Genomic DNA, 22,627 nt, shown 5'->3' on the forward strand with positions numbered 1-22,627 from the left:
CGCCACTGCGCTCGGCCAGAGCCATGGTCGCATGCTGGGGGCACGCTCCCCGGCTCGCTCCACCTCTCCCCCAGGGGAGCGCCCCCCGCGGACGCCCGTCACACCGCGGCTGGTGTGGTTGTGAACCTGCGGCTCGTACACCCACCTGCTCGGGGGGAGGCGTGGGGGCGTGGTGTTGGGGTGCTTCCTGTCCCGCTCTGCCTCTCTCCAAGATGGGTGACCCTCTGCCGCACCTCGGTTGGTGTGGTCGTGGGCGCACGCCGCCTTGCCGACGGAGAGGCGTGGGGAATTCAGGGGGAGGTCTCTTGGCATGGCGGCGCCATGCTGCGTCGTTTTTTCAGGGGAGTGACGCGACGTCGGCTTGGAAGCTCCGGGGTCCATCGAGGTGTAGTCGTAGGCCATTGGCATACTCCCCACCTCGTTCCGGCAGTTCCTGTCTGGGGGACCGCAGGCCCCTCGGAGCCCCTAGGGGCGGGAGCCGGCCGGTGTCCGGGGGTGTGAGGCTCCCGGCGGCTCGGCTCCTTGAATGGACGGGGCTTCCCGGTCCGAACTCCGGACCGATCGGCCCCCGTGCAGTGTAGGGGCGGAGATCGGTCGCCTCGACCGGTCCACGCCCCGGCACGCTTAGGGACTTTACAGTCGGGATAGGCTGAATGCTGGCGAACGAGTGCTTTGGTTCTCAAGCGACAGGTACGCATCCCAGCGAGAGAGGCAGCCGAATGAGCTGCGAACATCTGATCTGCGCCCGCTGCTCGGGCCCGGTGGTGGAGGGGCGCTGCCCGACCTGCCGAAACGCCCGCGCCGAGATGCACCGTCACGGCGGCCCCTTCTCCCCCACCGTGATCCTGGCGGTTCTGGTCGTTCTGTTCTTCCTGGCGCTGGCACTGCAACGGATTTACTGAACCCCTCGACGGGTTCCGTCCTCCGCCGGGCCGTGCCGTCTCCCACGAAACTTGCACGACCGTTGCGCATGCCTCAGGAGGTGCGCGACGGCCGGGTGCCGGCCTTGGCGATGGTGCCCGCCTGGGCGATGATGTCGGCCTTGACCTTGCCCTTCTTGGTGCGGGGCGGGTCGGTGGCGGCGAACTGGTAGACCTCGGACGTGGTGATGTCGCTGCCCTCGTCCGTGCCGTCGAGCAGGTGGGCGGCCTCGGGCGGGACCGGCGGCTTGGCGCCGCTCTTGCCGTCCTTGACGGTCAGCAGGCTGTTGCGGCCCAGGGAGTAGAGGACGAGCCCGCCGTCGTCCTCGGTGCGCAGGGGGAAGATCGGGAACGGCGTGGCCACCGTCACGATCTGGAGGGTCAGGTCCTTGTCCGCGGCCTTGCGTGTGGCCCGGCGGACCTCGCTGTAGTAGCCGGTGGTGTACTTGCCCGTCCGCATGACCTTGCGGGCCACGCTGTCGGGGCCCTCGGAGGCGAGGGTCGCCTGGATGCCCGGCACCTCGCGTGGGCGGATCAGCATCGTGCTGTCGGTGGTGTTCAGCGCGGTGGCGTAGCCCTCGTCGTCCACCGTGACCTTGGGCAGCTTGGCCTTGGGCAGCAGTTCGGTGGTCAGGCTGAGGCGCCAGCGGTCGCCGGGGGCGCGGCGGATGAACGCCATGAGCGCGGTGCGGGTGCTCTTGGGCTCGCCCTGGACGGTGCGCGGCACGGCCGCCACGAACCAGTGCGGGTAGATGTCGGCCTTCAGCTTCGGCACCAGCAGCTGGGGCTCGCCGTACTGGTAGCGGTTCACCGGGTCGCCGTCGTAGGCGGCCTTGCGGAACTCCGCGGCGGTCAGCTGGGACTGCCCGTCGGACGTCCAGGTCAGGGCCAGCCGTTCGTCACCGGCGGCGCGGGCGACGTCGTCGTTGGTGACGAAGGCGCGGAACTCGCGTTCGGCGACCTGGTGGGTCAGCAGCTCGGGCTCGGGCGTGGTGGCGGTGACCAGGACGGTGGGACGGGCCTCGGGCTCGCTGCCCGCGCAGCCGGCCGTCACCAGCGTGACGGCGGCCAGGACGATCGAGGTGGAGCGAAACGACTGCCACACCGCATTCGCCGCCACGCCTGCCCCCGGCTGTTCCGAGCGGTCCGTTCCGCTGATCCGATCCGCCATGCTGATCCGTGATTCTGCCATCCACAGCCTATTGATCGAACTCGTTGATCGAATCCCCTGATCGAACGGACGGGCGCGGCCGCCCGGGGCACTGCCGGGACGGCGATAAGCTCTCAGTGTGGCAGCCATCGACCCCGAAGACCGGCTCAAGGAGCTCGACTCGACGCTGACCGGCATCGAGCAGGTCCTCGACCTGGACGGTATGCGGCGCGACATCGCCGAGCTGCGCGAGCAGTCCGCCGACCCCGAGCTGTGGAACGACCAGGAGCGCGCGCAGCAGGTGACGCGGCGGCTGTCGTACCTGGAGAGCGAGCTCGGCCGGGTCGAGGGGCTGCGGCAGCGGCTGGACGACGTGGCCACGCTGTACGAGCTGGCCGCCGAGATGGACGACGCCGACACCCGCCGCGAGGCCGACGACGAGGTGGCCGCGCTCGGCAAGGAGATCCAGCAGCTCGAGGTGCGCACCCTGATGTCGGGCGAGTACGACGAGCGCGAGGCGCTGGTCACCATCAACGCCCAGGCGGGCGGGGTGGACGCGGCCGACTGGGCGCAGCAGCTGCAGCGCATGTACCTGCGCTGGGCCGAGCGGCACGGCTACCCGACGGAGATCTACGAGACCTCCTACGCCGAAGAGGCCGGGATCAAGTCGACGACGTTCACGGTCAAGGCCCCCTACGCCTACGGCACGCTGCGCGGCGAGCACGGCACCCACCGGCTGGTGCGCATCTCCCCGTTCGACAACCAGGGACGGCGGCAGACCTCGTTCGCGGGGCTGGACGTGGTGCCGGTGGTGGAGCAGAGCGACCACATCGACATCGACGAGAACGACCTGCGCATCGACGTGTACCGCTCGTCCGGGCCCGGCGGCCAGGGCGTGAACACCACCGACTCGGCGGTGCGGATCACCCACATCCCGACCGGGATCGTGGTGTCCTGCCAGAACGAGCGCAGCCAGCTGCAGAACAAGGCCACCGCCATGGGCGTGCTGCAGGCCAAGCTGCTGGAGCGCAAGCGGCAGGAGGAGGCGGAGAAGATCTCCTCGCTGCGCGGCGAGAGCACCACCAGCTGGGGCACGCAGATCCGCAACTACGTGCTGCACCCGTACCAGATCGTCAAGGACCTGCGCACCGGCGTGGAGGCGGGCAACCCCGCCGCGGTGCTGGACGGCGAGATCGACGAGTTCATCGAGGCCGAGATCCGCTGGATGCGGCAGCGCGAGGCCGAGGCCGCCCAGTAGCCGCGAGGCCCCGAGTTCGGACCGTTCTTCGGATTCGCTGCGTGACCTCGCGGTCACCCTGCGATGATGACGGACGGTTCTGCACTCGTCCTCATGGGGGCCTGCCATGCGCGTCCGCCCTGCCGTCGCCCTGCCCGTCCCGGTTCTGCTGCTCGCCGCCGCGTGCGGAGGCGGCGGGTCCGAGCCCGCTCCGGCGCTGAGCAAGGACGAGGCGCAACGCGTGCTGGCGCGCTACGCCGACGCCGCCAACAAGGCCGGGCAGCGGCTGGACGGCACCGCACTCGCCGCCGTCGAGACCGACCCGCAGCTCTCCATGGACCGCGCCGCGTTCCGGCTGGGCCGCGCCGCCCGGCAGCCGTTCACGCCGGTGCGCTTCGTCAAGTCCGCGTTCTACATCCCGCGGATGGACGGGTACCCGCGCTGGTTCGCGGCCGACACGGTGACCTCCGCGACGCGGCCCGGCGCCAAGGAGCCCCGCACCACCCGGCACGCGCTGGTGTTCACGCAGGCCGGGGCGGGGGCGCCGTGGCTGCTGGCCGCGTCCCCGTATCCGGGCGGCGACGAGATCTCCCGGGTGCGGCTGGACGGCGACGGCTACGCCCAGGCGGTGGCGCCGGGCGCGTCCGGGCTGGCGGTCAGCCCGTCCCGGATCGGCGCGGCGCACGCGGCGCTGCTGAGCGGCGGGCCGCAGGCGCCGGGCGCGTCGGTGCTGGCGCCGGGCCCGCAGACCACGCAGTCCTACGACGCGCTGCGGCAGGCCCGGCTGGGGCTGCGGAAGAACGGCGTGCGGCTCCAGACCCGGTTCGTCCCCGACTCCTCGCCCGTGTACGCGCTGCGCACCAAGGACGGGGGCGCGCTGGTGTGGTACGTGCTGCGCCAGCACGAGAGCTACCGGTCGGCCCGGCTCGGCAGGCTCGCCGTCACCGGTGACCTGACCGGCCTGGCCCCCGCCAAGGCGGCCCGCACCCGGCTGGACGCCACCGTCCTGGTGCAGTACCTGGCCACCGTGCCGGCCACGGGGCACGCCGCCGTCGGCGGCATGTACCGCAAGGCCGTCGCGGCGAACGCCTCCTGATCACCGTCGGGTGCCGGTGCGGTCCCCCTCGTCACCGACCGCTGCCGTGGAGACGCACCGGCGCCCGACGGTCACCTCACTCGTCCTCGCCCGGGGCGTCCCGGACGCGTACGTCCGGGACGCCCCGCGCTCACGCCTCCGTCGAGGGCAGCGCGCTGGCCGTGACCAGCGTGCGGATGGCGCCCAGCGCGACCGACAGGGTCGCCAGGTCGAAGTTGTCGCTCTCCCAGATCTCCGAGAGGGTCTGCTGGGCGCGGCGCACCGCGATGCTGTTCTTGCCGGACCAGTGCGCCAGGCGCTGCTCGGGCGGGGTGCCCGGCTCGCTGGTGACCAGCACGTCGCGGGTCAGCGCGGCGTGCGCGGCGTACAGGTCGTCGCGCAGGGCGGAGCGGGCCATCGACCGCCACCGGTCGTCGCGCGGCAGCGCGATGATGCGTTCGCGCAGCCGCGACAGCTGCAGCCGGTCGGCGACGTCGAAGTAGACCTCGGCGACCTCCTCCACGGAACGGCCGGTGTCGTACGCGATCTCGACCAGGTCGAAGGTGGAGAAGGCGGGCACCATCATGGCGGTCGCCTCGGCCACCTCGTCGGGCACGCCGCGTTCGGCGAAGCCGTCGCGGCGCTGCTCGAACGCCGCCAGGTCCAGGCCGACCAGCACCTTCGGCAACAGCGCGCCCAGGGTGCGGGCGCCGTCGGCGAAGAAGTCGATCGTCTCGCGGATGTCGAACGGGGGCCGCCGGTTGTGCAGCAGCCAGCGGGCGCCGCGCTCGGTGAGCTTGCGCGCCTCCAGCCGCATCCTGATCTGCGTGGACTCGTCGACCTGGTGGGTCAGCCCCTCCACGGTCCGCCAGAACCGCGGCATGTCGAACACCTCGCGCGACACCAGGTAGGCGCGGGCGACGTCGGACGGGGAGGCCCCGGTCTCCTCGTTCACCCGGAACATGAACGTGGTGCCGGAGTTGTTGACCAGGTCGTTCACCACCGCGGTGGTGATGATCTCGCGGCGCAGCGGGTGCCGGTCCATGTACGGGCGGAACCGTTCGCGCAGCGGGGTCGGGAAGTAGTCGACCAGCCAGGACTCCAGGTACGGGTCGTCGGGCAGGTCGGAGGAGTTCAGCTCGGCGTCCAGCGACAGCTTGGCGTAGGCCAGCAGCACGGCGAACTCCGGGCCGGTGAGGCCGTGCCCGGCCTGGCGGCGTTCGGCCAGCGCCTTGTCGTCGGGCAGGAACTCCAGGCGCCGCTTGAGGCGGCCGTCCCGCTCCAGCTTGCGCATGTACCGGGTGTGGACGTGCAGCATGGACCGGGCCTGCGCCCGGGACGCGGCCAGCACCACGTTCTGCGCGTAGTTGTCGCGCAGCACCAGGTCGGCGACCTCGTCGGTCATCTCGTACAGCAGCTGGTCGCGCTGCTTGCCGGTCAGCTCGCCGTCGCGCACCGCCTGGTCGAGCAGGATCTTGATGTTGACCTCGTGGTCGGAGGTGTCCACCCCGGCGGAGTTGTCGATGAAGTCGGTGTTGACCAGGCCGCCCTGGCGGGCGAACTCGATCCGGCCGAGCTGGGTGACGCCCAGGTTGCCGCCCTCGCCGATCACCTTGCAGCGCAGCTCGGCGGCGTCGGCCCGCACCGCGTCGTTGGCCTTGTCGCCGACGTCGGCGTTGTTCTCGACCGACGCCTTGACGTAGGTGCCGATGCCGCCGTTCCACAGCAGGTCCACCGGCGCGCACAGCACGGCGTGGATCAGCTCGTACGGGGTCAGCGCGGTCACGCCCGGGTCCAGGCCGAGCGCCTCGCGCACCTCCGGGGTGATCTTGATGGACTTGGCGGTGCGCGGGTACACGCCGCCGCCGCGGGAGATCAGCGAGGTGTCGTAGTCGGCCCACGAGCTGCGCGGCAGCTTGAACAGCCGCTCGCGTTCGGCGTACGAGCGCTCGGGGTCGGGGTCGGGGTCGAGGAAGACGTGCCGGTGGTCGAACGCGGCGACCAGCTTGATGTGCCGGCTGAGCAGCATGCCGTTGCCGAACACGTCGCCGGACATGTCGCCGATGCCCACCACGGTGAAGGGCTCGCTCTGCACGTCCTTGCCGAGGGAGCGGAAGTGGTACTTCACCGACTCCCAGGCGCCGCGGGCGGTGATGCCCATCGCCTTGTGGTCGTAGCCGACCGAGCCGCCGGAGGCGAACGCGTCGCCGAGCCAGAAGCCGTAGGAGGCGGCGACCTCGTTGGCGATGTCGGAGAACGTGGCGGTGCCCTTGTCGGCGGCCACGACCAGGTACGGGTCGTCGCCGTCGTGGCGGACCACGTCGGGCGGCGGGACGATCTTGCCGTCGACGAGGTTGTCGGTGATGTCCAGCAGCCCGGAGATGAAGTCCTTGTAGCAGGCGATGCCCGCCTTCATGAACGCCTCGCGGTCGGAGGCGGGCGGCAGCTGCTTGCCGACGAAGCCGCCCTTGGCCCCGGCCGGGACGATCACGGTGTTCTTCACCGCCTGCGCCTTGACCAGCCCGAGGATCTCGGTGCGGAAGTCCTCGCGGCGGTCCGACCAGCGCAGCCCGCCGCGCGCCACCGACCCGAACCGCAGGTGCACGCCCTCCACCGTGGGCGAGTACACGAAGATCTCGTAGGTGGGGCGGGGCTGCGGCAGGTCCGGGATGCGCGAGGGGTCGAACTTGATCGACAGGTACGGCTTGTGCTGGAAGTGGTTGGTGCGCAGGGTGGCCTCGAACATCGCCAGGTAGGCGCGCAGGATGCGGTCCTCGTCGAGGCTGGCGACCTCGTCCAGCAGGCCCCGCAGCTCCTCGTGGATGGCCTCGCTGCGCTCGTCCTCCCCGCCGGCCAGCGCCGGGTCCAGGCGGCTCTCCCAGTACCGCACCAGCAGCCGGGTGATCTGGGCGTTGCGCAGCAGCACCTGCTCGATGTAGCGCTTGGAGAACGTGGTGCCGATCTGCCGCAGGTACAGGGCGTAGGCGCGCATCACCATCGCCTGCCGCCAGTGCAGGCCCACGTGCAGGACCAGCGCGTTGAATCCGTCGTTCTCGATGTCGCCGCGCCACAGGGCGGCGAAGGCGTCCTGGAACAGGTCCTTGATGTCGTCCTCGGGCACGCCCTCCGGCGGGTCGTAGCGCAGCCCGAGGTCGTAGATCCAGGCGCGGGGACGGTCGGCCGGGCGGATCTCGTACGGCCGTTCGTCGATCACCTCGACGCCCATGTTGTGCAGCAGCGGCAGCACCCGCGACAGCGAGATCGGCGGGCCCTGCCGGTAGAGCTTCAGGCGCCGCTCGCCGGGCTCGGCGCCGTACGGCTCGTAGAGGTTGATGGAGGTCTGGCCGTCCTCGGTGAGGTCCTCCAGGCGGCGCAGGTCGGCCACGGCGGTGCGGGCCGGGAAGTCGGCCTTGTAGCCCTCGGGGAAGGCGTCGCCGTAGCGGCGGGCCAGCACGCCGGAACGTTCCTCGCCGCACTGCTCGACGACGGCGTCGGCCAGGTCGTCGGCCCACGAGCGGGTGGCGGCGGCCAGCCGGGCCTCCAGCTCGTCGACGTCCACGTCGGGCAGCGGGCGGCCGCGCTCGACCCGCACCACCACGTGCAGCCGGGCCAGGACCGACTCGGTGACGTTGGCGCTGTAGTCGACGGAGACGCCGTTGAAGGCGTTCTTGAGGATCTCCTGGATGCGCAGCCGCACCCGGGTGGTGTACCGGTCGCGCGGCAGGTACACCATGCAGGACATGTAGCGGCCGTAGGGGTCCTTGCGCAGGAACAGCTTCAGGTGGCGGCGTTCGCGCAGCCGCAGCACGCCGAGCGCGATCGACAGCAGGTCGTCGACGGAGATCTGGAACAGCTCGTCGCGCGGATAGGTCTCCAGGATCTCGATCAGGTCCTGGCCGTCGTAGCTGTCGGGGGTGAACTCGGCGCGGTCGAGCACCTCGGCGAGCTTGCGCTTCAGGACGGGCACGTGCGCGATCGACGCGCTGTAGGCCACGTGCGTGAACAGGCCGAGGAAGCGGCGTTCGCCGACCACCTCGCCGTTCGGCCCGAACTTCTTGACGCCGATGTAGTCCAGGTACAGGGGCCGGTGGACGGTGGAGCGGGAGTTGGCCTTGGTCAGCACCAGCAGCCGCTTCTCGGTGGCGCGTTCGCGCACCTCGGGCGGCAGCGCGGCGAAGCTGTCGGACTCCCGCGTGTCGGCGCGCAGGATGCCGAGGCCGGTGCCGGGCTCCGGGCGCAGCGCCGTGCCGTCGTCGGTGAGGGTGTAGTCGCGGTAGCCGAGGAAGGTGAAGTGGCCGTCGGCCAGCCAGTCGAGCAGTTCGACGCCCTCGTCCAGCTCCTTGTCGGGCAGCGGCGGCGGGTCGTAGCGGATGCTGGTGGCGATCTCACCGGCCCGGGCGCGCATCTTCGGCTCGTCCTCGAAGGCGACCCGCACGTCGTTCAGCACGCGCAGCAGGTCCTTCTCCAGCCGTTCCAGGACGGCGCGGTCGCTGGTGCGGTCCACCTCGATGTGGATCCAGGACTCGTCCAGGTCGGTGGCGTGGTCGAGCTTGCGGCGGAACGCCTTGAGGCGCCCGGTCACGTCGCGCTCGACGCCCAGCAGCGGGTGGACGATCAGGTGGGTGGGCAGCTGGTGCCGGTTGAGCTCCATCGTGACCGAGTCGACGAGGAACGGCATGTCGTCGGTGACCACCTGCACGACCGTGTGGCCGGGGTCCCAGCCGTACTCGTCCACGGTGGGGGTGAACACCCGCACCTTGGCCCGGCCCTGTGGCCGCTCCTCGCCGAGCAGCCGGTGCGCCATGGCGGGGCCGAAGATGTCGACCAGGTCGCGGTCCAGCAGGTCCTCGGGCGCCACGTGGCGGTAGTAGAGGCGCAGGTATTCGACCGCGTCGTCGAGGTCGATCCCCTTGCTCCCCGGGCCCTGCACGCAGGTCTCCGCCGCGCGCCGGAGCAGGTCGTCCTTAGCTTGATCGAGCTTGCCGCCCATCGACTCTCCCCATCGAGACTCCTCCCCCCGAAGGGCGGGGGGCGTGGGAGGGCGTCCCCCCACGAGCAACGTCGCCACCTCGTTGTGGCGCCGCTCACTGCGTCAGCGTAACCAGGAAAAGCCGCAAAGCCGACCCGGGCGTCCAGGACACGGCCGTGGCCTTCCCCACGTCTTCCCGCCGTTTTCGATGCCCTGTATCCGCGCCTTCACCACACCTTCGCGTGATCATGCGGCCGCCCGCGGGCGGCCGCATGATCAGCTGTCGCCGCCGGTGCCGCTGTTGCCGCCCGTCTCGCCCGTGCCGGGACCGGGGGGCGTCTCCGGGTCGCCCGTTCCGGGCTCGCCGGTGCCCGGGTCGCCGGTTCCGGGTTCCTCGGTGTCCGGGGGGTTGGGCTTGTCGGTCGACTGGTCGGGGGGCTCGGAGGTCGGGGCGTCGGTCGTCGGGGTCGTGGAGGGCGTGCCGGACGGCTCCGTGGACATGTCGCCCGTCGGCGTCCCCGAGCCGGTGGGCGTGGACGACGGCTCCTCGTCGGACGAGGTGTCCTCGGGCGTGGGCGTGTTCGTCGGGCGGCCGTCGTCCGGGGCGGAGGGCATGACGCTGGCGGGCGTGGGGCCCTGGTTGCGGTCGCCGACGGTCTTGCCGGTCTTGTCGTTGCCGCCGAACGCCAGCACCGCCGAGGTGATCACGATGGCGATGATCGCGGCGGCGGCCCCGGTCAGCGCGGCCAGCCTGCGGCGGTCCCGCAGCACGGCCAGCCGGCCGGGCGGGGTGGGCACGCCGTCCGGCGGCAGCGTGTTCTGCGCGGCCCACTCGGCCGGGGTCGGCAGCCGCTCGTCGTCGTCGCCGGCCTTCGCGGCGGCGACCGCGCCGATCGCCTGGGTCCGCTCGGACGCCGCGTCGCGGTCGCCGGCGCCGTCCGTGGGGCCGTCGCCGGGGGCGGTGTCCGGGTCGCCCGTGTCGTCGTCGCCGAGTTCGGCGGCCAGGACGCTGCCCGCCGCGAGGATGGCGGTCTCCTCGTCGTGGCGGTCGGGCACGGAGGGGTCGTCCACCTCGGTCGCCTCGGACGGGCGGGGCAGCACGGCCGTGCCCGCGCCGCGGTCCTCGTGCCCCAGCAGCCGCATCAGCACCTGGCGGGCGTTGGGCCGGTTGGCCGGGTCCTTGTCCAGGCACTCGGCGACCAGGTCGCGCAGGGGCCCGGTGAGCCGCCCGAGGTCCGGCTCCTCGTGCAGGATGCGGTTGATCACCGCCGGGATGGTGTCCTGGCCGAACGGCGGCTCGCCGGTGGCCGCGAACGTCAGCGTGGCGCCCCAGCAGAACACGTCGGCGGGCGTGCCGACGTCCTCGCCCTTGAGCATCTCGGGCGCCATGTACGAGGGAGTTCCGATGACCTTGCTGGTCAGCGTGGTGGAGCCGCTGATCGCGCGGGCCACCCCGAAGTCGATCACGCGCGGGCCGTCCGGGCCGATCAGCACGTTGTGCGGCTTGAAGTCGCGGTGCACCACCTCGGCCTGGTGGATGGCGGCCAGGGCGGTGGCGGTGCTGACCGCCAGCCGGTCCAGCGCCGCGCCCGACAGCGGGCCCTTCTGGGTGACGTGCTGGTTGAGCGACGGCCCGCGCACGTACTCGCTGACGATGTACGGCCGGTCGCCGTCGGCGTCGGCGTCGATCACCTGGGCGGTGCAGAACGGGGCCACCCGCTTGGCGACCTCCACCTCGCGCAGGAAGCGGGCCCGGGCCTTGTCGTCGGAGGTCAGCTCGGCGTGCAGCAGCTTGATCGCCACCTGCCGGCCGTCCGGCGACTCGCCCAGGAAAACACTGCCCTGGCCGCCCTCGCCCACCCGGCCGAGCAGGTCGTAGGACCCCAGCCGCTTCGGGTCGCCGGACCGCAGGGCACCAACCTCCATGCGCGGAACCGCCCTCTCTCTGTGTCGCGCTGTCCGCCCGTCGCGTGCGTCGCGGGGATGCCGGCGGGCGCCGGTGATCGCGCCGGCCGCCGGACGGGCCTCGGGGTGAATCGTAGGGAATGAATGAGTCGGCCTTCGACCAATGGGACGCCCCAAACCACCGGGGAGTTCACCCGGATCCGGCACTTCACCGCGATCCGGCCACGGTCTCACCGCGTCCGGGGGCGGCCTCCTACCCTAGTCCGCTCGGCGCCGCCACATATGGCACACAACCGAAAACGCTGGCATTTCTCCAGGTCGCAGCCCGCTTTCTCGTCGAATTCAGGAGTGTGAAGACGGCGTGCCGGGTAGACAGCGGCTTGACGATCTTCGTAAGGAGGTACATCGGCATGTCACTTCCGTTAAGGACCGCGTGCTGCGCCACGACGATCGCCCTGGCTCTCGCCCCGGGCGCCGCCGTCGCGCAGCCGATGAAGCAGCAGGACCGTCCCAAGAAGATCCAGAGCGAGGGGGGCCAGGCGATCTGGCGCTGGCCCACCGCGCAGAACCGCCGGACCAGGACCTTCGGCAGGGTGCGCAACATGCACAGCCGAGGGGAACGGGCCGGGATGCTGGCCACCCTGCAACGCTCGGTGCGGCTGCGCCGGGCGCAGATGATGGCCAGGTGGCAGAGCCGCGCCGACCGCGCGGTGAGCTACGCGCTGCGCCAGCAGGGGCGCCCCTACGTGTGGGGCGGCACGGGCCGGCGGGGCTTCGACTGCTCCGGGCTGGTGCAGCGGGCGTGGCGGCGCGCGGGGGTGCGGATCCCGCGGGTGGCCGCGTCCCAGTACCACGGCATCGACCCGAAGATCCAGCGCCGCGATCTGCTTCCCGGCGACCTGGTGTTCTTCAACCAGCTGAGCCACGTCGGCATGTACGTGGGCGACGGCCGGTTCGTTCACTCGCCGCGACCGGGCCGCCACGTGACGGTGGAGCGGCTGCGCGGCCACTACCGTTCCCGCTACGTCGGCGCCGTGCGCCCGGCGTGGCGGCGGCTGCCGCCGGTGCCCACACGGCTCTACTGAGCCGTCCGTGCCCGGCTTCACGCACGCCGCCCGAGCCCGTCACCGTTTCCGGGTGCGGACGGGCTTCTGCCGGACGGGGACGCGGGGCGGTCCCCGTCGCGATCACCTCACCCGGATCGCGTCCCCGCCACGGACGCGGTCCGGGCCACTGACTCGCGGACACCGACCACACCCGCGCGGCGACGGGCCGCGCGAGAACGGGTCAGGACGCCGACTCCGAGGTGAAGTGCCGCAGGACGTCGGGGTTGGCCAGGGAGTCGGGGTTGGCGGCCTTCTCCACCGGCGTCCCCAGGAGGATCTTGCGGACGGGGACCTCCAGCTTCTTGCCCGACAGCGTGCGCGGGATGCCGGGGACCTCGTGGATCTCGTCCGGGACGTGCCGCGGCGACAGCGCCGAACGCAGCGCGGCGCGCAGCCGGGACACCAGGTCGTCGTCGACGGCGGCGCCGGGCGCGGGCTGCACGTACAGGATCAGCCGGCCCTCCTGCCCGAGCCGGCCGGTGTCGATGACCAGGCTGTCGGCGATCTCCTCGAACGACTCGACCACGCGGTAGAAGTCGGCGGTACCCATGCGCACGCCGCCCCGGTTGAGCGTCGAGTCGGACCGGCCGTAGATCACGCAGCCGCCGTCCGGGAGGATCTTGATCCAGTCGCCGTGCCGCCACACTCCCGGATACATGTCGAAGTACGACTCGCGGTAGCGCTCGCCGCCCTCGTCGTTCCAGAAGAACACCGGCATGGACGGCATCGGCTCGGTGATGACCAGCTCGCCGACCTCGTCCACCACCGGCTCGCCGTCGTCGGCGTACGCCTCGACCTTGGCGCCCAGGCCGCGGCACTGGATCACCCCGGCGCGCAGCGGCAGCAGCGGCGACGGCCCGACGAAGCCGGTGCACAGGTCGGTGCCGCCGGAGAACGAGCCGAGCAGCAGGTCCTTGCCGACCGCCTCGTACACCCAGGCGAAGCCCTCGGGCGGCAGCGGCGAGCCGGTGGAGCCGATGCCGCGGATGCGCGACAGGTCCAGCTCCTCGCCGGGACGACGGCCCTCCTTCATCGACGCCATGATGTACGGGGCGCCGACGCCGAAGTAGGTGACGCCGCTGTCGGCCGCCATCCCCCACAGATCGGTGGGCGCGCCGTCGTACATCACGACCGTGGCGCCGACCAGCAGGCCGCCGATGAGGTAGTTCCACATCATCCAGCCCGTGGTGGTGTACCAGAAGAACACGTCGCCCGGGCCGAGGTCCTGGTGGAACGACAGCGCCTTGAGGTGCTCCAGGACGACGCCGCCGTGCCCGTGCACGATCGGCTTGGGCAGCCCCGTGGTGCCCGAGGAGTACACCACCCACAGCGGGTGGTCGAACGGCACGTCCTCGAACGCCAGGTCGTGGCCGGTGCGGGGCAGGTCGGTGTAGTGGACGCCCGCGCGCAGGCCCTCGGTGGTGGCGGCGGGGTCCAGGTACGGGACGAGCACGGTGGCGCGCAGCGACGGCAGCGCGGCCTCGATCTCGCGGACGACGTCGCGCCGGTCGAACCGCCTGCCGTTGTAGGCGTAGCCGTCCACGGCGATGAGCACCTTCGGCTCGATCTGCGCGAACCGGTCGACCACGGAGGAGGACCCGAAGTCCGGGGAGCACGACGACCAGATCGCCCCGAGCGAGGCGGCGGCCAGGAAGCAGATCAGCGCCTCGGGGATGTTGGGCAGGTAGGCGGCCACCCGGTCGCCGCGGCCGACGCCCAGCTCGGCCAGCCCGGCGCGCACCTCGGCAACGTGCAGGGCCAGCTCGCGGTAGGTGAGCAGCCGGTGCCCGCCCGCCTCGGAGCGGAACACCACGGCGGTGTCGTCGGGGGCCTGCTCGGCGCGGCGCAGCGCGTTGGCGGCGTAGTTGACGGTCGCGCCGGGGAACCAGCGCAGGCCGTCCACCGGCATGGGCCCGCCGGACCGCACCGGCCCGTCGCCGCGCTCGCCGACCACGTCGAAGTACTCCCAGATCGACGACCAGAAGGCGTCGACCTCGGTGACCGACCAGCGCCACAGCTCGTCGTAGGTCCCGGTGGTCACGCCGCGGTCGCGCAGCCAGCGCTGGAAGCGCGTCACCCGGGCACCGGCGACGACCTCCGCGGACGGCTCCCACAGCGGCGCCCCCTCGGGGGTCAAGCCGTCGGACGCTCCGTCGCCTGCCATCGCACCGGCCTCCTCTTCTCTGCGGCATTCTCCGCGCCGGGGGTGTCGGGGTGGCCCCCACCTGGTGTTTCCGCGCGCGGCACGTCGCACGCGCTGACGCTCCCAGAATCGAACCCGCCGGCCCGCCTTCGCAAGCCCGTCGATCTTACGCCCTGGTCGGACGCGCCCCCATGGGGCGGACCCACGTCCCGAGGCGCTTACTGATGTGGCCCGCGCACATGGTCAGGCCTGGGTGAGCCGGGTGACGGCGGAGACGACGGCGTCGGTGTCGGACAGCGTCGGCAGGACGACCTCGGCGCCCGCCGAACGCAGCTCGGCCTCGGTGGCGCTGCCGGTGGCGACCGCGATGATCGGCGAGCCGGCGATGTGGGCGGCCTGCACGTCGCGCGGCGAGTCGGCCACGTACACGGTGCTCGCCTCGCCGAACGTCACGCCGCGCGCCTCCCCGGCGCGGCGCCGCACCAGCTCCAGCGTGGCGGCCTTGCTGTAGACGCCGGTCTCGTAGCCGCCCGCGTCCAGGTCCAGGTGCCGGGCCAGGCCCAGCTCGGTGACCTTGAGCCGGGCCACCGGCTCGATCGATCCGGTCAGCACCGACTGGACCGTGCCGGGCAGGCCGGACAGCGCGGCGAGCGCCTCGGCGGCCCCGGCCAGCACCCGGCCGTGGCCGCGCAGGCCGGCGCGGCGGGCGGCGAACGCGGCGGCCAGGGCGTCCATGAACGCGGGCAGGTGGTCGTCGGTGGTGACGATGTCGTTGAACGCCAGCGTCTCGAAGATGATCTCCGACTCGGTGCGCCCCGGCGTGGGCGCCAGCCGCACCAGGGGCCGCCCGGTGGTCCGCTGGAACGCCTCGGCGTAGCACTCCCGGGCGACCCGGCCGACGTCCACGAGCGTGTGGTCGATGTTCCACAGGACCAGACGGTTCATGCCGGGTATCGTCCGGCCTGCCGCGCGCTTGCGCAACCGGACGGGCGGCGTGCGCGGGCGGCGCCCCCCGTGCCGGGGGCGCCGTCGCCGGGGCGCCGGGGTCAGCCCATGTGCGGGTAGCGGTAGTCGGTCGGCGGGACGAACGTCTCCTTGATCGACCGGGTGTTGACCCAGCGGATCAGGTTGAAGATCGATCCGGCCTTGTCGTTGGTGCCGCTGGCGCGGGCGCCGCCGAACGGCTGCTGCCCCACCACCGCGCCGGTCGGCTTGTCGTTGACGTAGAAGTTGCCCGCCGCGAAGCGCAGCGCCTCGGTGGCCGCGGCGATGGCGGCCCGGTCCCGGGCGACGATCGCGCCGGTCAGGCCGTACTCGGCGATGCCCTCCATCTGGCGCAGCATCGCGTCGTAGTCGCCGTCGTCGTAGACGTGCACGCCCAGGATGGGACCGAAGTACTCCTTGGTGAAGATCTCGTCCTCGGGGTCGGACGACTCCAGCACGGTGGGGCGGACGAACCAGCCCCGCGAGTCGTCCAGCTCGCCGCCGACGAGGATCTTCGCGGTGTCGATGCCGCGGGCGCGTTCGATCGCGGCCTTGTGCTTGGCGAACGCCCGGTCGTCGATCACCGCGCCCATGAACGCCGACAGGTCCTCGGCCACGTTGCCCATGGTCAGCGCGGCGACCTCGTCGCAGAAGTCGTCGCGCATGCGCTCCCACAGGGACCGGGGGATGTACGCGCGGGAGGCCGCCGAGCACTTCTGCCCCTGGTACTCGAAGGCGCCGCGGATCAGCGCGGTCTTGAGCACGTCGATGTCGGCGGACGGGTGCGCCACCACGAAGTCCTTGCCGCCGGTCTCGCCGACCAGGCGCGGGTAGCCCTTGTAGCCCGCGATGTTCTCGCCGACCGTCCGCCACAGATGCTGGAACGTGCGGGTGGAGCCGGTGAAGTGGATCCCGGCCAGCTCGGGGTGGGTCAGCGCGACGTTGGACACCGCCTGCCCGTCGCCCGTCACCAGGTTGATCACGCCCGGCGGCAGCCCGGCCTCCTCCAGCAGCCGCATGGTGTGGTGCGCGGCCAGCTGCTGGGTGGGCGACGGCTTCCAGATCACCACGTTGCCCATCAGGGCGGGCGCGGTCGGCAGGTTCCCGGCGATGGCGGTGAAGTTGAACGGGGTGATGGCCACCACGAAGCCCTCCAGCGGCCGGTACTCCATCCGGTTCCACACGCCGGGCGAGGAGTTGGGCTGCTGGGTGTAGAGCTGACGGGCGTAGGAGACGTTGAACCGCCAGAAGTCGATCAGCTCGCAGGCCGAGTCGATCTCGGCCTGCTGCACCGACTTGGACTGGCCGAGGATGGTGGCGGCGTTCAGCGTGGCGCGCCACGGCCCGGACGCCAGCTCGGCCGCCCTGAGCAGGATGGCGGCGCGGTCGTCGAACGACATCGCGCGCCAGGCGGGCGCGGCCTCGCGGGCGGCGTCGATCGCCGCGCGCACGTCGTCGTCGGTGGCGTTGCCCATCCGGCCGAGCACGTGCTCCCGGTCGTGCGGCTCGACCACGTCGACGGGCTCGCCGCCGCCCAGCCTCCGCTCGCCCCCGATCGTCATGGTCAGCTCGGTCTCCGCGTCGCCGAGCTCCTTGATCTTGGCTTCCAGCGCGGCCCGCTCGGCGCTGCCCGGCGCGTACGGCTTGACCGGCTCGTTCACCGGCTCCGGCACGTTGGTGACGGCGTCCATCTGGTGCTCCCGAAAAGTCCGACATCATCGTCGTACGCAGGCATCGTCGCACAAAGGGGGAGACTTACGTCATATGCCCCTGCCTGCCCCTCAACGCCACGAGACCTACCCGTTCCGGCCGTCCGTGACGCGGCCGACGGGGCGAAGGAAGCGGGGTCGGTGGGAGGGCGGGGCGGGGTTCAGGGCAGCAGGTCGCCGAGTTCCTGGGTGGCGTACCAGAGCAGCTCGTGGCCCTCGGCGCCGTCCACGGTGAAGCGGGCGTCCTCGTCGCCGGCTTCGGCGGCGTCCAGGGCGGCCACGGCGGCGCCCACGTCGGCGGCCGCGTCCTCGGCGTCCACATGACCCGAGGCGATCTTGCGCCAGGCGATCGGGGCGGTGACCAGCACGCGGGCACGGGCGCCCTCGTCCCCGACGGCGGCGTCCCCGCGCGGGCGCTCGACCGACTGCTCGGGCACCTCGGCCGCCAGCACCACCCGGCGCCGGGGCGCGCCGGGGTCGTCGGCCAGCAGCCGCAGGGACGCGCGGGCGGCGGCGGTCATCGCCGCGTACTCCAGCTCCTCCTCGTCACCCCCCGCGTACCACTCCCGCAGCGCGGGGGTGACCGCGTAGGCGGCCAGCGGGGCGGGGCCGATCTCCCGCGCCGCGTGGACGCGGGCGAGGCCGGACAGGGTGGCGGGCACATAGACGCGCATGACGATCAGCCAGTCTGCCAGATCCGCCCTGATCAGTCAGGCCGCCGGGCCGCCGAAGCGGGACGGGCTCAGCGCAGCACGCCGAGATCGCGCAGGGCGCCGATGGTCTCGGCGGCCTCGCGGTGGTGGATGGCGAGCATGCCGACGGCCTCGGCCGCGCGCACGTTGTGGTCGATGTCGTCGATGAACACGCACTCGGCCGGGGCGAGGCCGAGCAGGTCGACGGCGTGCCGGAAGATCCGCTCGTCCGGCTTGCGCATGCCCACCTCGCAGGAGATGACCACCGCGTCGAACAGCTCGGCGAACAGGTCGCGCGGGTAGTCGTTGCCCCAGGAGTTGGACAGCAGGGCCGTGCGCGCGCCCGCCGCGCGGACGCCGCGCAACGCCTCGTACATCGCCTCCACCGGGGCGAACGCGGCGAACATGCGCGAGATCAGACCCTCGTGGGGCACCGGGCCGCCGTCCACGGTCAGCAGCTCGGCGGCCAGCAGCCGCTCGAACTCGGCCGGGTCCAGCGTGCCGTCCTCAAGCCCGTGAATGGGGTTGCGGCCGTCGCCGTCATAGGCCTGCCGGACCCACTCGCGCATCACCGACAGGTAGCGGTCCGCGTCGATGCGGTCGGCGGCCAGCCACGCCTGGACCGCCTCGTTGAGGGGGGAGGTCAGCACGCCGCCCCAGTCGGTGATCACTGCTCTGACGGTCGTCACGCCGCCGATGGTAGGCGATGCCCGGGTCTGGGCGAAGGCCCGGCCTGTGGGGGAACATGGCGGAATGCTCACCGCCTATCTCGGCCTCTGCCTGCTGATCACCCTGACCCCGGGTCTGGACACGGCCGTGGTCACCCGCAGCGTCCTGCTGCGCGGCACCCGCGCCGGCGTGCTGACCGCGGCCGGGTGCGCGCTCGGCCTGCTGGTGCACGCCACCGCCGTCGCCCTCGGCCTGGCCACGCTGCTGGCCCGCAGCGCCGTCGCGTTCGAGGCGGTGAAGCTGGCCGGGGCGGCCCTGCTGGCCTTCCTCGGCCTGCGCGCGCTGTGGGACGCCCGCCGCCACCGCGGGTCCGCCGCGGACCACGAGCCCGCCGAGGAGGCGGCCGGCCGGCCCGGCCGCGGGGAACGCTGGGCGTTCGCGGCCGGGCTGCTGACCAACCTCACCAATCCCAAGGCGACCCTGTTCTTCCTGGCCGCGCTGCCCCAGTTCCTGCCGGCCGACCCGGCGCGGGCGCTGCCGGTCGCGCTGGGCCTGGCCGCCATCGCCGTCGTCTTCAGCATGGCCGGGCTCAGCCTGTGGGCGCTCGGCCTGGGACGCGTGCGCCGGGTCGCGATGGCGCCGCGTTTCCGCCGGATCCAGGAGCGGGTGCTGGGCGTCACGCTGATCGGCCTGGGCGTCCGCGTCGCGACCGAATGAGCCCCGCCGCCCGGCCCTGACCGTACGGCCGCCCCACGGTGAGCCCCGTGCGGTGCGGCGTGCGCGGCCCGCGTCGTTGCGGGCCCGCCGCCGGCCCGGATCCGCTCCGGCTCCCCGGGCCGTCCCCGTCGGACGCGGTCATGCGGCCGCACGGCGGCGGCACCGGAGCGCACGACCACGGGTGTCACTCCGTCGTCTGTTCCCGCGGTCGCGCCGTCACGCGGACCGCAGTCGTTGCAGCGCCTCGCGCACTCCCCCGTCGGACTCCTCCAGCAGCACCGTCGCGCGCGCGGCGGGCACCTCGCCGAGCAGCGAGACCAGCGCCACCCGGGTGTCCCCGCCCGCCTCGGCGAGCGCCTTCTCGCAGGTGCGGGCGTCCATGCCGGTGGCCTCGATGAGGATGCGCACCAGCCGGGCGCGCAGCTTGGCGTTGAGCGCGTTGACGCTGACCATCAGGTTGGAGTAGGTGCGGCCCAGCCTCACCATCAGCGTGGTGGAGAAGGAGTTGAGCACCAGCTTGGTCGCGGTGCCCGCCTTCATCCGGGTGGACCCGCTGATCACCTCCGGTCCGGTCGCCAGGGCGATGTGGATCTCCACCTCGTCGCCGTAGGGGGTCTGCGGGTTGCAGCTGATCAGCGCGGTGCGCGCCCCGGCGGCCGCGGCCGCGCGCAGCGCGCCCACGACGTAGGGGGTGCGGCCGCTGGCCGCGATGCCGATCGCCACGTCGCCCGCGGCCACCTCGGCGGCGTCCCGGGCGCCCTGCTCGTCGTCGTCCTCGACATGGGACACCGCCTGCGCCAGCGCCCCGGGGCCGCCGGCGTGGTGCGCCACCACCCGGCCCCAGATGCCGAACGTGGGCGGCAGCTCCGCGGCGTCGAGCGCGGCCAGCCGCCCCGACGTCCCGGCGCCGAAGTAGTGCACCCGGCCGCCGGCGCGCAGCGACTCGACCGCCACGTCCACCAGCCGGGCGATCTCGGGCAGGACGGCCGCCACGACCACGGGGACCGTGGCGTCCTCGGTGTTGATCAGCCTGAGCACCTCAAGGGTGGGCAGGGTGTCGACGTCGAGGGTCCGCGGGTTGCGGCCCTCGGTGGGCAGATCGCAGTCGATCACCGACGCCTCCGGTCGGGTCGTACGGTCCGGCCGCGGACCGCCTCGTACGTGGCCTCGAGGGCCTTACGGGTGGTGCCGTAGGTTCGCTGCGCCACGCCGACGAACACGCAGTCGACCACGGTCAGCTGCGCCAGCCGGCTGGCGGTCGCCCCCGAGCGGAACGTGGTCTCACGCGCCGCCGTCGTGAGCACCAGATCCGCCACCTCGGCGATGGGGGACTTGGGGAAGTTGGTCAGGGCCACGGTGGTCGCCCCCCTGTTCCTGGCGACCTCCAGCGCGTCGATGGTCTCCACCGTCGCGCCGGTGTGGGAGATACCGATCGCCACGTCGCCCGGTCCCAGCACCGCGGCGCTGGTGAGCATGATGTGGGCGTCGGCCCAGGCGTAGCAGACACGGCCGATGCGGTGCAGCTTCTGCTGGAAGTCCTTGGCGACGAAGGCGCTGGCACCGACCCCGTAGACGTCCACCCGGTTGGCGGCGACGATCGCGTCCACGACCTGCTCGAGCATCTTGATGTCGAGCTGCGCCGCGGTCTCCTCCACGGCCCTGGCGTCGGCGAAGGTCACCTTCTCCACGATCTGCTCAAGGGAGTCGTCGGGACTGATGTCGCTGCCGATGACCCGTCCTCCGGTGGCGCTCTGCGCCCGGCCCGCCTCCGTCGCCAGGGTCAGTCGGAGCTCTGGATAACCATGAAACCCGATCGCCCGGCAGAACCTGATGACGGTGGTCTCAGAGGTGCCACAGGTCTGGGCGAGTTCGGTGATGGTGGAGTTGGCCACGCCCTCCGGGTCGTCGATCACGCGTTGCGCGACGCGCCGCTCCGCGGGGGGCAGGGAGGGCAGCAGGGAGCGCACCCGCACGACGGTGCTGAGCGGTGTCGCCTCCTTCTGCGTCTCCTGTGGTGCCGCGTCGGTACGGGTTGCGCCGGCGGTTCCGGCACCCCCCGCCTCTGGGCTGGTGGGTTTCCTCATGGAAGAAATTTTCTTACTGGTGAGATGTCACGTCAACGGTAGAAAGGGCTACCGTCGGCATGTGTTGACCCATATGGCCGGTCCATACGTGATCGGTATTGACGCGGGTGGCACGAAGACCCGCTGTGTCGTTCTCACGCTCGGGGGAGCAATCGCCGGAGTGGGGATGGGCCCTGGGGCCAACCCCAACTCCGGAGGCGACACCGCGGGGGCGCTCACCACGGCCCTGCACGAGGCGCTGGGCACCGTGGACCGTTCCCTGATCCTCGCCGGCGTTTTCGGGATCGCCGGCGCCGGATCGGCGGGCCGTCCCGCCGCCGTCACGGCGGCGCGGCGGGCCTGGCAGGCGGCCGGGCTGCGCGGCGCGCCCGCCGTCGTCACGGACATCGCGGTGGCGTTCGCCGCCGGGACCGACGCGCCCAAGGGCATCGTGGTGTTCTCCGGCACCGGCGCCGGGGCCGCCGTGATCAGCGACGGCGCGATCGTACAGCGCGCCGACGGCTACGGCTGGCTGGTCGGCGACGAGGGCTCGGCGGTGTGGCTGGGCAAGGAGGCGGTACGGGCGGCGCTGGCCGCCTTCGACGGCCGCGGCTCCCCCACCCTGCTGACCGAGTCGGTGCCCCGGGCGCTGCTCGGGGCGGCGGTGGTCGCCGAGCTCAACGCGGACGCCCCGCAGCGGGCGCCGCGGCGGCGGACGCTGGCCCTGGCCGGCGCGCCGTCCCCCGGTGCGCCGGGACACGGCCGCCGGTCGGGCACCGCGGTGCTGGACGACACCGCGTTCGGCCGGCCGCCCGGTAGGGCGGAGCCGCCGCCCACGGACCGGGCGGAGTCCACCGGCGCGCCGGCCGAGTGCGCGCCGAACCCGCAGCTCGCCCAGGCCATCATCAAGGAGGTCTACGGCCGTCCGGTCGCGGCCCTCGGCCGGCTCGGCCCGGTCGTGGCCGCGGCGGCGGCCGCGGGTGATCCGGTGGCCCGGCGCATCACCCGTGAGGCCGCTGAATGGCTGCTGCGCGACGTGGACGCGGTGCGCCCGGCCCTGCCGGACCCGTGCGCGCCGGTCGTCATGCACGGATCGGTGCTGCGGGCCGGTCCCGTCGCCGACGCCGTGCGGGCCGGGCTGCGCGACCGGTTCGCGGCCGACCCGCGCAGCGCGGGCGACGGTGCCGTCGGGGCGGCCGGGCTGGCCCTGCGCCGCCTCGGCTTCCCGCTGCCGCCGCCGCAACCCGGCTGATCCGCCGGCCGCCCGTCCGTCCGACAGCCGTTCCCC

The 22,627-nt window shown here is 72.7% G+C and carries 16 protein-coding genes; 6 read left to right on the forward strand and 10 right to left on the reverse strand.

The window, feature by feature from the left end; genetic code table 11:
• Nucleotides 1–719 precede the first annotated feature (719 nt).
• Complete coding sequence (locus ABZ801_RS30135; protein WP_344954465.1) at nt 720–902, forward strand: hypothetical protein; 183 nt, start codon at nt 720–722, stop codon at nt 900–902.
• Between the two features lie 73 nt (nt 903–975).
• On the opposite strand, the gene ABZ801_RS30140 is transcribed toward ABZ801_RS30135, so the two are convergent.
• Complete coding sequence (locus ABZ801_RS30140; protein WP_360704149.1) at nt 976–2,040, reverse strand: hypothetical protein; 1,065 nt, start codon at nt 2,038–2,040, stop codon at nt 976–978.
• A 169-nt stretch (nt 2,041–2,209) separates the two neighbouring features.
• On the opposite strand from ABZ801_RS30140, the gene prfB reads away from it, so the two are divergent.
• Nucleotides 2,210–3,328 carry a peptide chain release factor 2 gene (gene prfB / locus ABZ801_RS30145; RefSeq protein ID WP_360704151.1) on the forward strand — a complete coding sequence of 373 codons (1,119 nt, stop codon included), beginning with the start codon at nt 2,210–2,212 and terminating at the stop codon, nt 3,326–3,328.
• Nucleotides 3,329–3,434: 106 nt separating this feature from the next.
• Nucleotides 3,435–4,403 (forward strand): hypothetical protein, encoded by a 969-nt coding sequence (locus ABZ801_RS30150; protein WP_344954459.1) that lies wholly within the window; start codon nt 3,435–3,437, stop codon nt 4,401–4,403.
• Nucleotides 4,404–4,533: 130 nt separating this feature from the next.
• Here the strand turns inward: ABZ801_RS30150 and ABZ801_RS30155 are convergent, their stop codons facing one another.
• Together ABZ801_RS30155 and ABZ801_RS30160 are read right to left on the reverse strand one after the other, a co-directional pair.
• Nucleotides 4,534–9,372, reverse strand: a complete 4,839-nt coding sequence (locus tag ABZ801_RS30155) for an NAD-glutamate dehydrogenase (protein WP_360704154.1) — start codon at nt 9,370–9,372, stop codon at nt 4,534–4,536.
• Nucleotides 9,373–9,627: 255 nt separating this feature from the next.
• Nucleotides 9,628–11,277, reverse strand: a complete 1,650-nt coding sequence (locus tag ABZ801_RS30160; RefSeq protein WP_360704157.1) for a serine/threonine-protein kinase — start codon at nt 11,275–11,277, stop codon at nt 9,628–9,630.
• Between the two features lie 389 nt (nt 11,278–11,666).
• On the opposite strand from ABZ801_RS30160, the gene ABZ801_RS30165 reads away from it, so the two are divergent.
• The gene (locus ABZ801_RS30165; RefSeq protein ID WP_360704160.1) at nt 11,667–12,341 is read left to right on the forward strand and encodes a C40 family peptidase; all 675 of its coding nucleotides are present in this window, start codon (nt 11,667–11,669) and stop codon (nt 12,339–12,341) included.
• 202 nt (nt 12,342–12,543) lie between these two features.
• Here the strand turns inward: ABZ801_RS30165 and ABZ801_RS30170 are convergent, their stop codons facing one another.
• The 5 genes from ABZ801_RS30170 to ABZ801_RS30190 all read right to left on the reverse strand — a co-directional run bounded on the left by ABZ801_RS30170 (nt 12,544) and on the right by ABZ801_RS30190 (nt 18,579).
• Nucleotides 12,544–14,526: an acetoacetate--CoA ligase gene (locus ABZ801_RS30170; protein ID WP_360704163.1), complete on the reverse strand. Its 1,983-nt coding sequence runs from the start codon at nt 14,524–14,526 to the stop codon at nt 12,544–12,546.
• Between the two features lie 222 nt (nt 14,527–14,748).
• Nucleotides 14,749–15,450: a haloacid dehalogenase-like hydrolase gene (locus tag ABZ801_RS30175; RefSeq protein WP_360704166.1), complete on the reverse strand. Its 702-nt coding sequence runs from the start codon at nt 15,448–15,450 to the stop codon at nt 14,749–14,751.
• A 101-nt stretch (nt 15,451–15,551) separates the two neighbouring features.
• Entirely contained in the window at nt 15,552–17,180 is a 1,629-nt protein-coding gene (gene pruA, locus ABZ801_RS30180; RefSeq protein WP_344954447.1) for an L-glutamate gamma-semialdehyde dehydrogenase, read from the reverse strand.
• A 179-nt stretch (nt 17,181–17,359) separates the two neighbouring features.
• Complete coding sequence (locus tag ABZ801_RS30185) at nt 17,360–17,872, reverse strand: hypothetical protein (protein WP_360704169.1); 513 nt, start codon at nt 17,870–17,872, stop codon at nt 17,360–17,362.
• Nucleotides 17,873–17,940: 68 nt separating this feature from the next.
• Nucleotides 17,941–18,579, reverse strand: a complete 639-nt coding sequence (locus tag ABZ801_RS30190; protein WP_360704171.1) for an HAD family phosphatase — start codon at nt 18,577–18,579, stop codon at nt 17,941–17,943.
• 64 nt (nt 18,580–18,643) lie between these two features.
• On the opposite strand from ABZ801_RS30190, the gene ABZ801_RS30195 reads away from it, so the two are divergent.
• The gene (locus ABZ801_RS30195; RefSeq protein WP_344954441.1) at nt 18,644–19,276 is read left to right on the forward strand and encodes a LysE family translocator; all 633 of its coding nucleotides are present in this window, start codon (nt 18,644–18,646) and stop codon (nt 19,274–19,276) included.
• 216 nt (nt 19,277–19,492) lie between these two features.
• On the opposite strand, the gene murQ is transcribed toward ABZ801_RS30195, so the two are convergent.
• Both murQ and ABZ801_RS30205 read right to left on the reverse strand, forming a co-directional pair.
• Nucleotides 19,493–20,389, reverse strand: coding sequence for an N-acetylmuramic acid 6-phosphate etherase (murQ, locus tag ABZ801_RS30200; RefSeq protein ID WP_360704174.1), 897 nt, complete (start codon nt 20,387–20,389; stop codon nt 19,493–19,495).
• Entirely contained in the window at nt 20,386–21,360 is a 975-nt protein-coding gene (locus tag ABZ801_RS30205; protein WP_344954437.1) for a MurR/RpiR family transcriptional regulator, read from the reverse strand. Before ABZ801_RS30205 ends, murQ begins: the two co-directional genes overlap by 4 nt.
• Nucleotides 21,361–21,433: 73 nt before the next feature.
• Between ABZ801_RS30205 and ABZ801_RS30210 the strand changes: the two genes are divergently transcribed.
• Nucleotides 21,434–22,591: a BadF/BadG/BcrA/BcrD ATPase family protein gene (locus ABZ801_RS30210; RefSeq protein WP_360704177.1), complete on the forward strand. Its 1,158-nt coding sequence runs from the start codon at nt 21,434–21,436 to the stop codon at nt 22,589–22,591.
• Nucleotides 22,592–22,627: the final 36 nt, after the last annotated feature.

This window comes from Actinomadura sp. NPDC047616, assembly GCF_040642915.1.
Lineage (GTDB): Bacteria > Actinomycetota > Actinomycetes > Streptosporangiales > Streptosporangiaceae > Spirillospora > Spirillospora miaoliensis.

Bases quoted from the DNA above. Each gene is read 5' to 3' on its own strand.
- ABZ801_RS30135 (WP_344954465.1), top strand. From the start codon at position 720: ATGAGCTGCGAACATCTGATCTGCGCCCGCTGCTCGGGCCCGGTGGTG.
- ABZ801_RS30150 (WP_344954459.1), top strand. From the start codon at position 3,435: ATGCGCGTCCGCCCTGCCGTCGCCCTGCCCGTCCCGGTTCTGCTGCTC.
- ABZ801_RS30175 (WP_360704166.1), bottom strand. From the start codon at position 15,450: ATGAACCGTCTGGTCCTGTGGAACATCGACCACACGCTCGTGGACGTC.
- ABZ801_RS30155 (WP_360704154.1), bottom strand. From the start codon at position 9,372: ATGGGCGGCAAGCTCGATCAAGCTAAGGACGACCTGCTCCGGCGCGCG.
- ABZ801_RS30195 (WP_344954441.1), top strand. From the start codon at position 18,644: ATGCTCACCGCCTATCTCGGCCTCTGCCTGCTGATCACCCTGACCCCG.
- ABZ801_RS30160 (WP_360704157.1), bottom strand. From the start codon at position 11,277: ATGGAGGTTGGTGCCCTGCGGTCCGGCGACCCGAAGCGGCTGGGGTCC.
- ABZ801_RS30205 (WP_344954437.1), bottom strand. From the start codon at position 21,360: ATGAGGAAACCCACCAGCCCAGAGGCGGGGGGTGCCGGAACCGCCGGC.
- ABZ801_RS30165 (WP_360704160.1), top strand. From the start codon at position 11,667: ATGTCACTTCCGTTAAGGACCGCGTGCTGCGCCACGACGATCGCCCTG.
- ABZ801_RS30170 (WP_360704163.1), bottom strand. From the start codon at position 14,526: ATGGCAGGCGACGGAGCGTCCGACGGCTTGACCCCCGAGGGGGCGCCG.
- ABZ801_RS30185 (WP_360704169.1), bottom strand. From the start codon at position 17,872: ATGCGCGTCTATGTGCCCGCCACCCTGTCCGGCCTCGCCCGCGTCCAC.
- pruA (WP_344954447.1), bottom strand. From the start codon at position 17,180: ATGGACGCCGTCACCAACGTGCCGGAGCCGGTGAACGAGCCGGTCAAG.
- ABZ801_RS30210 (WP_360704177.1), top strand. From the start codon at position 21,434: ATGGCCGGTCCATACGTGATCGGTATTGACGCGGGTGGCACGAAGACC.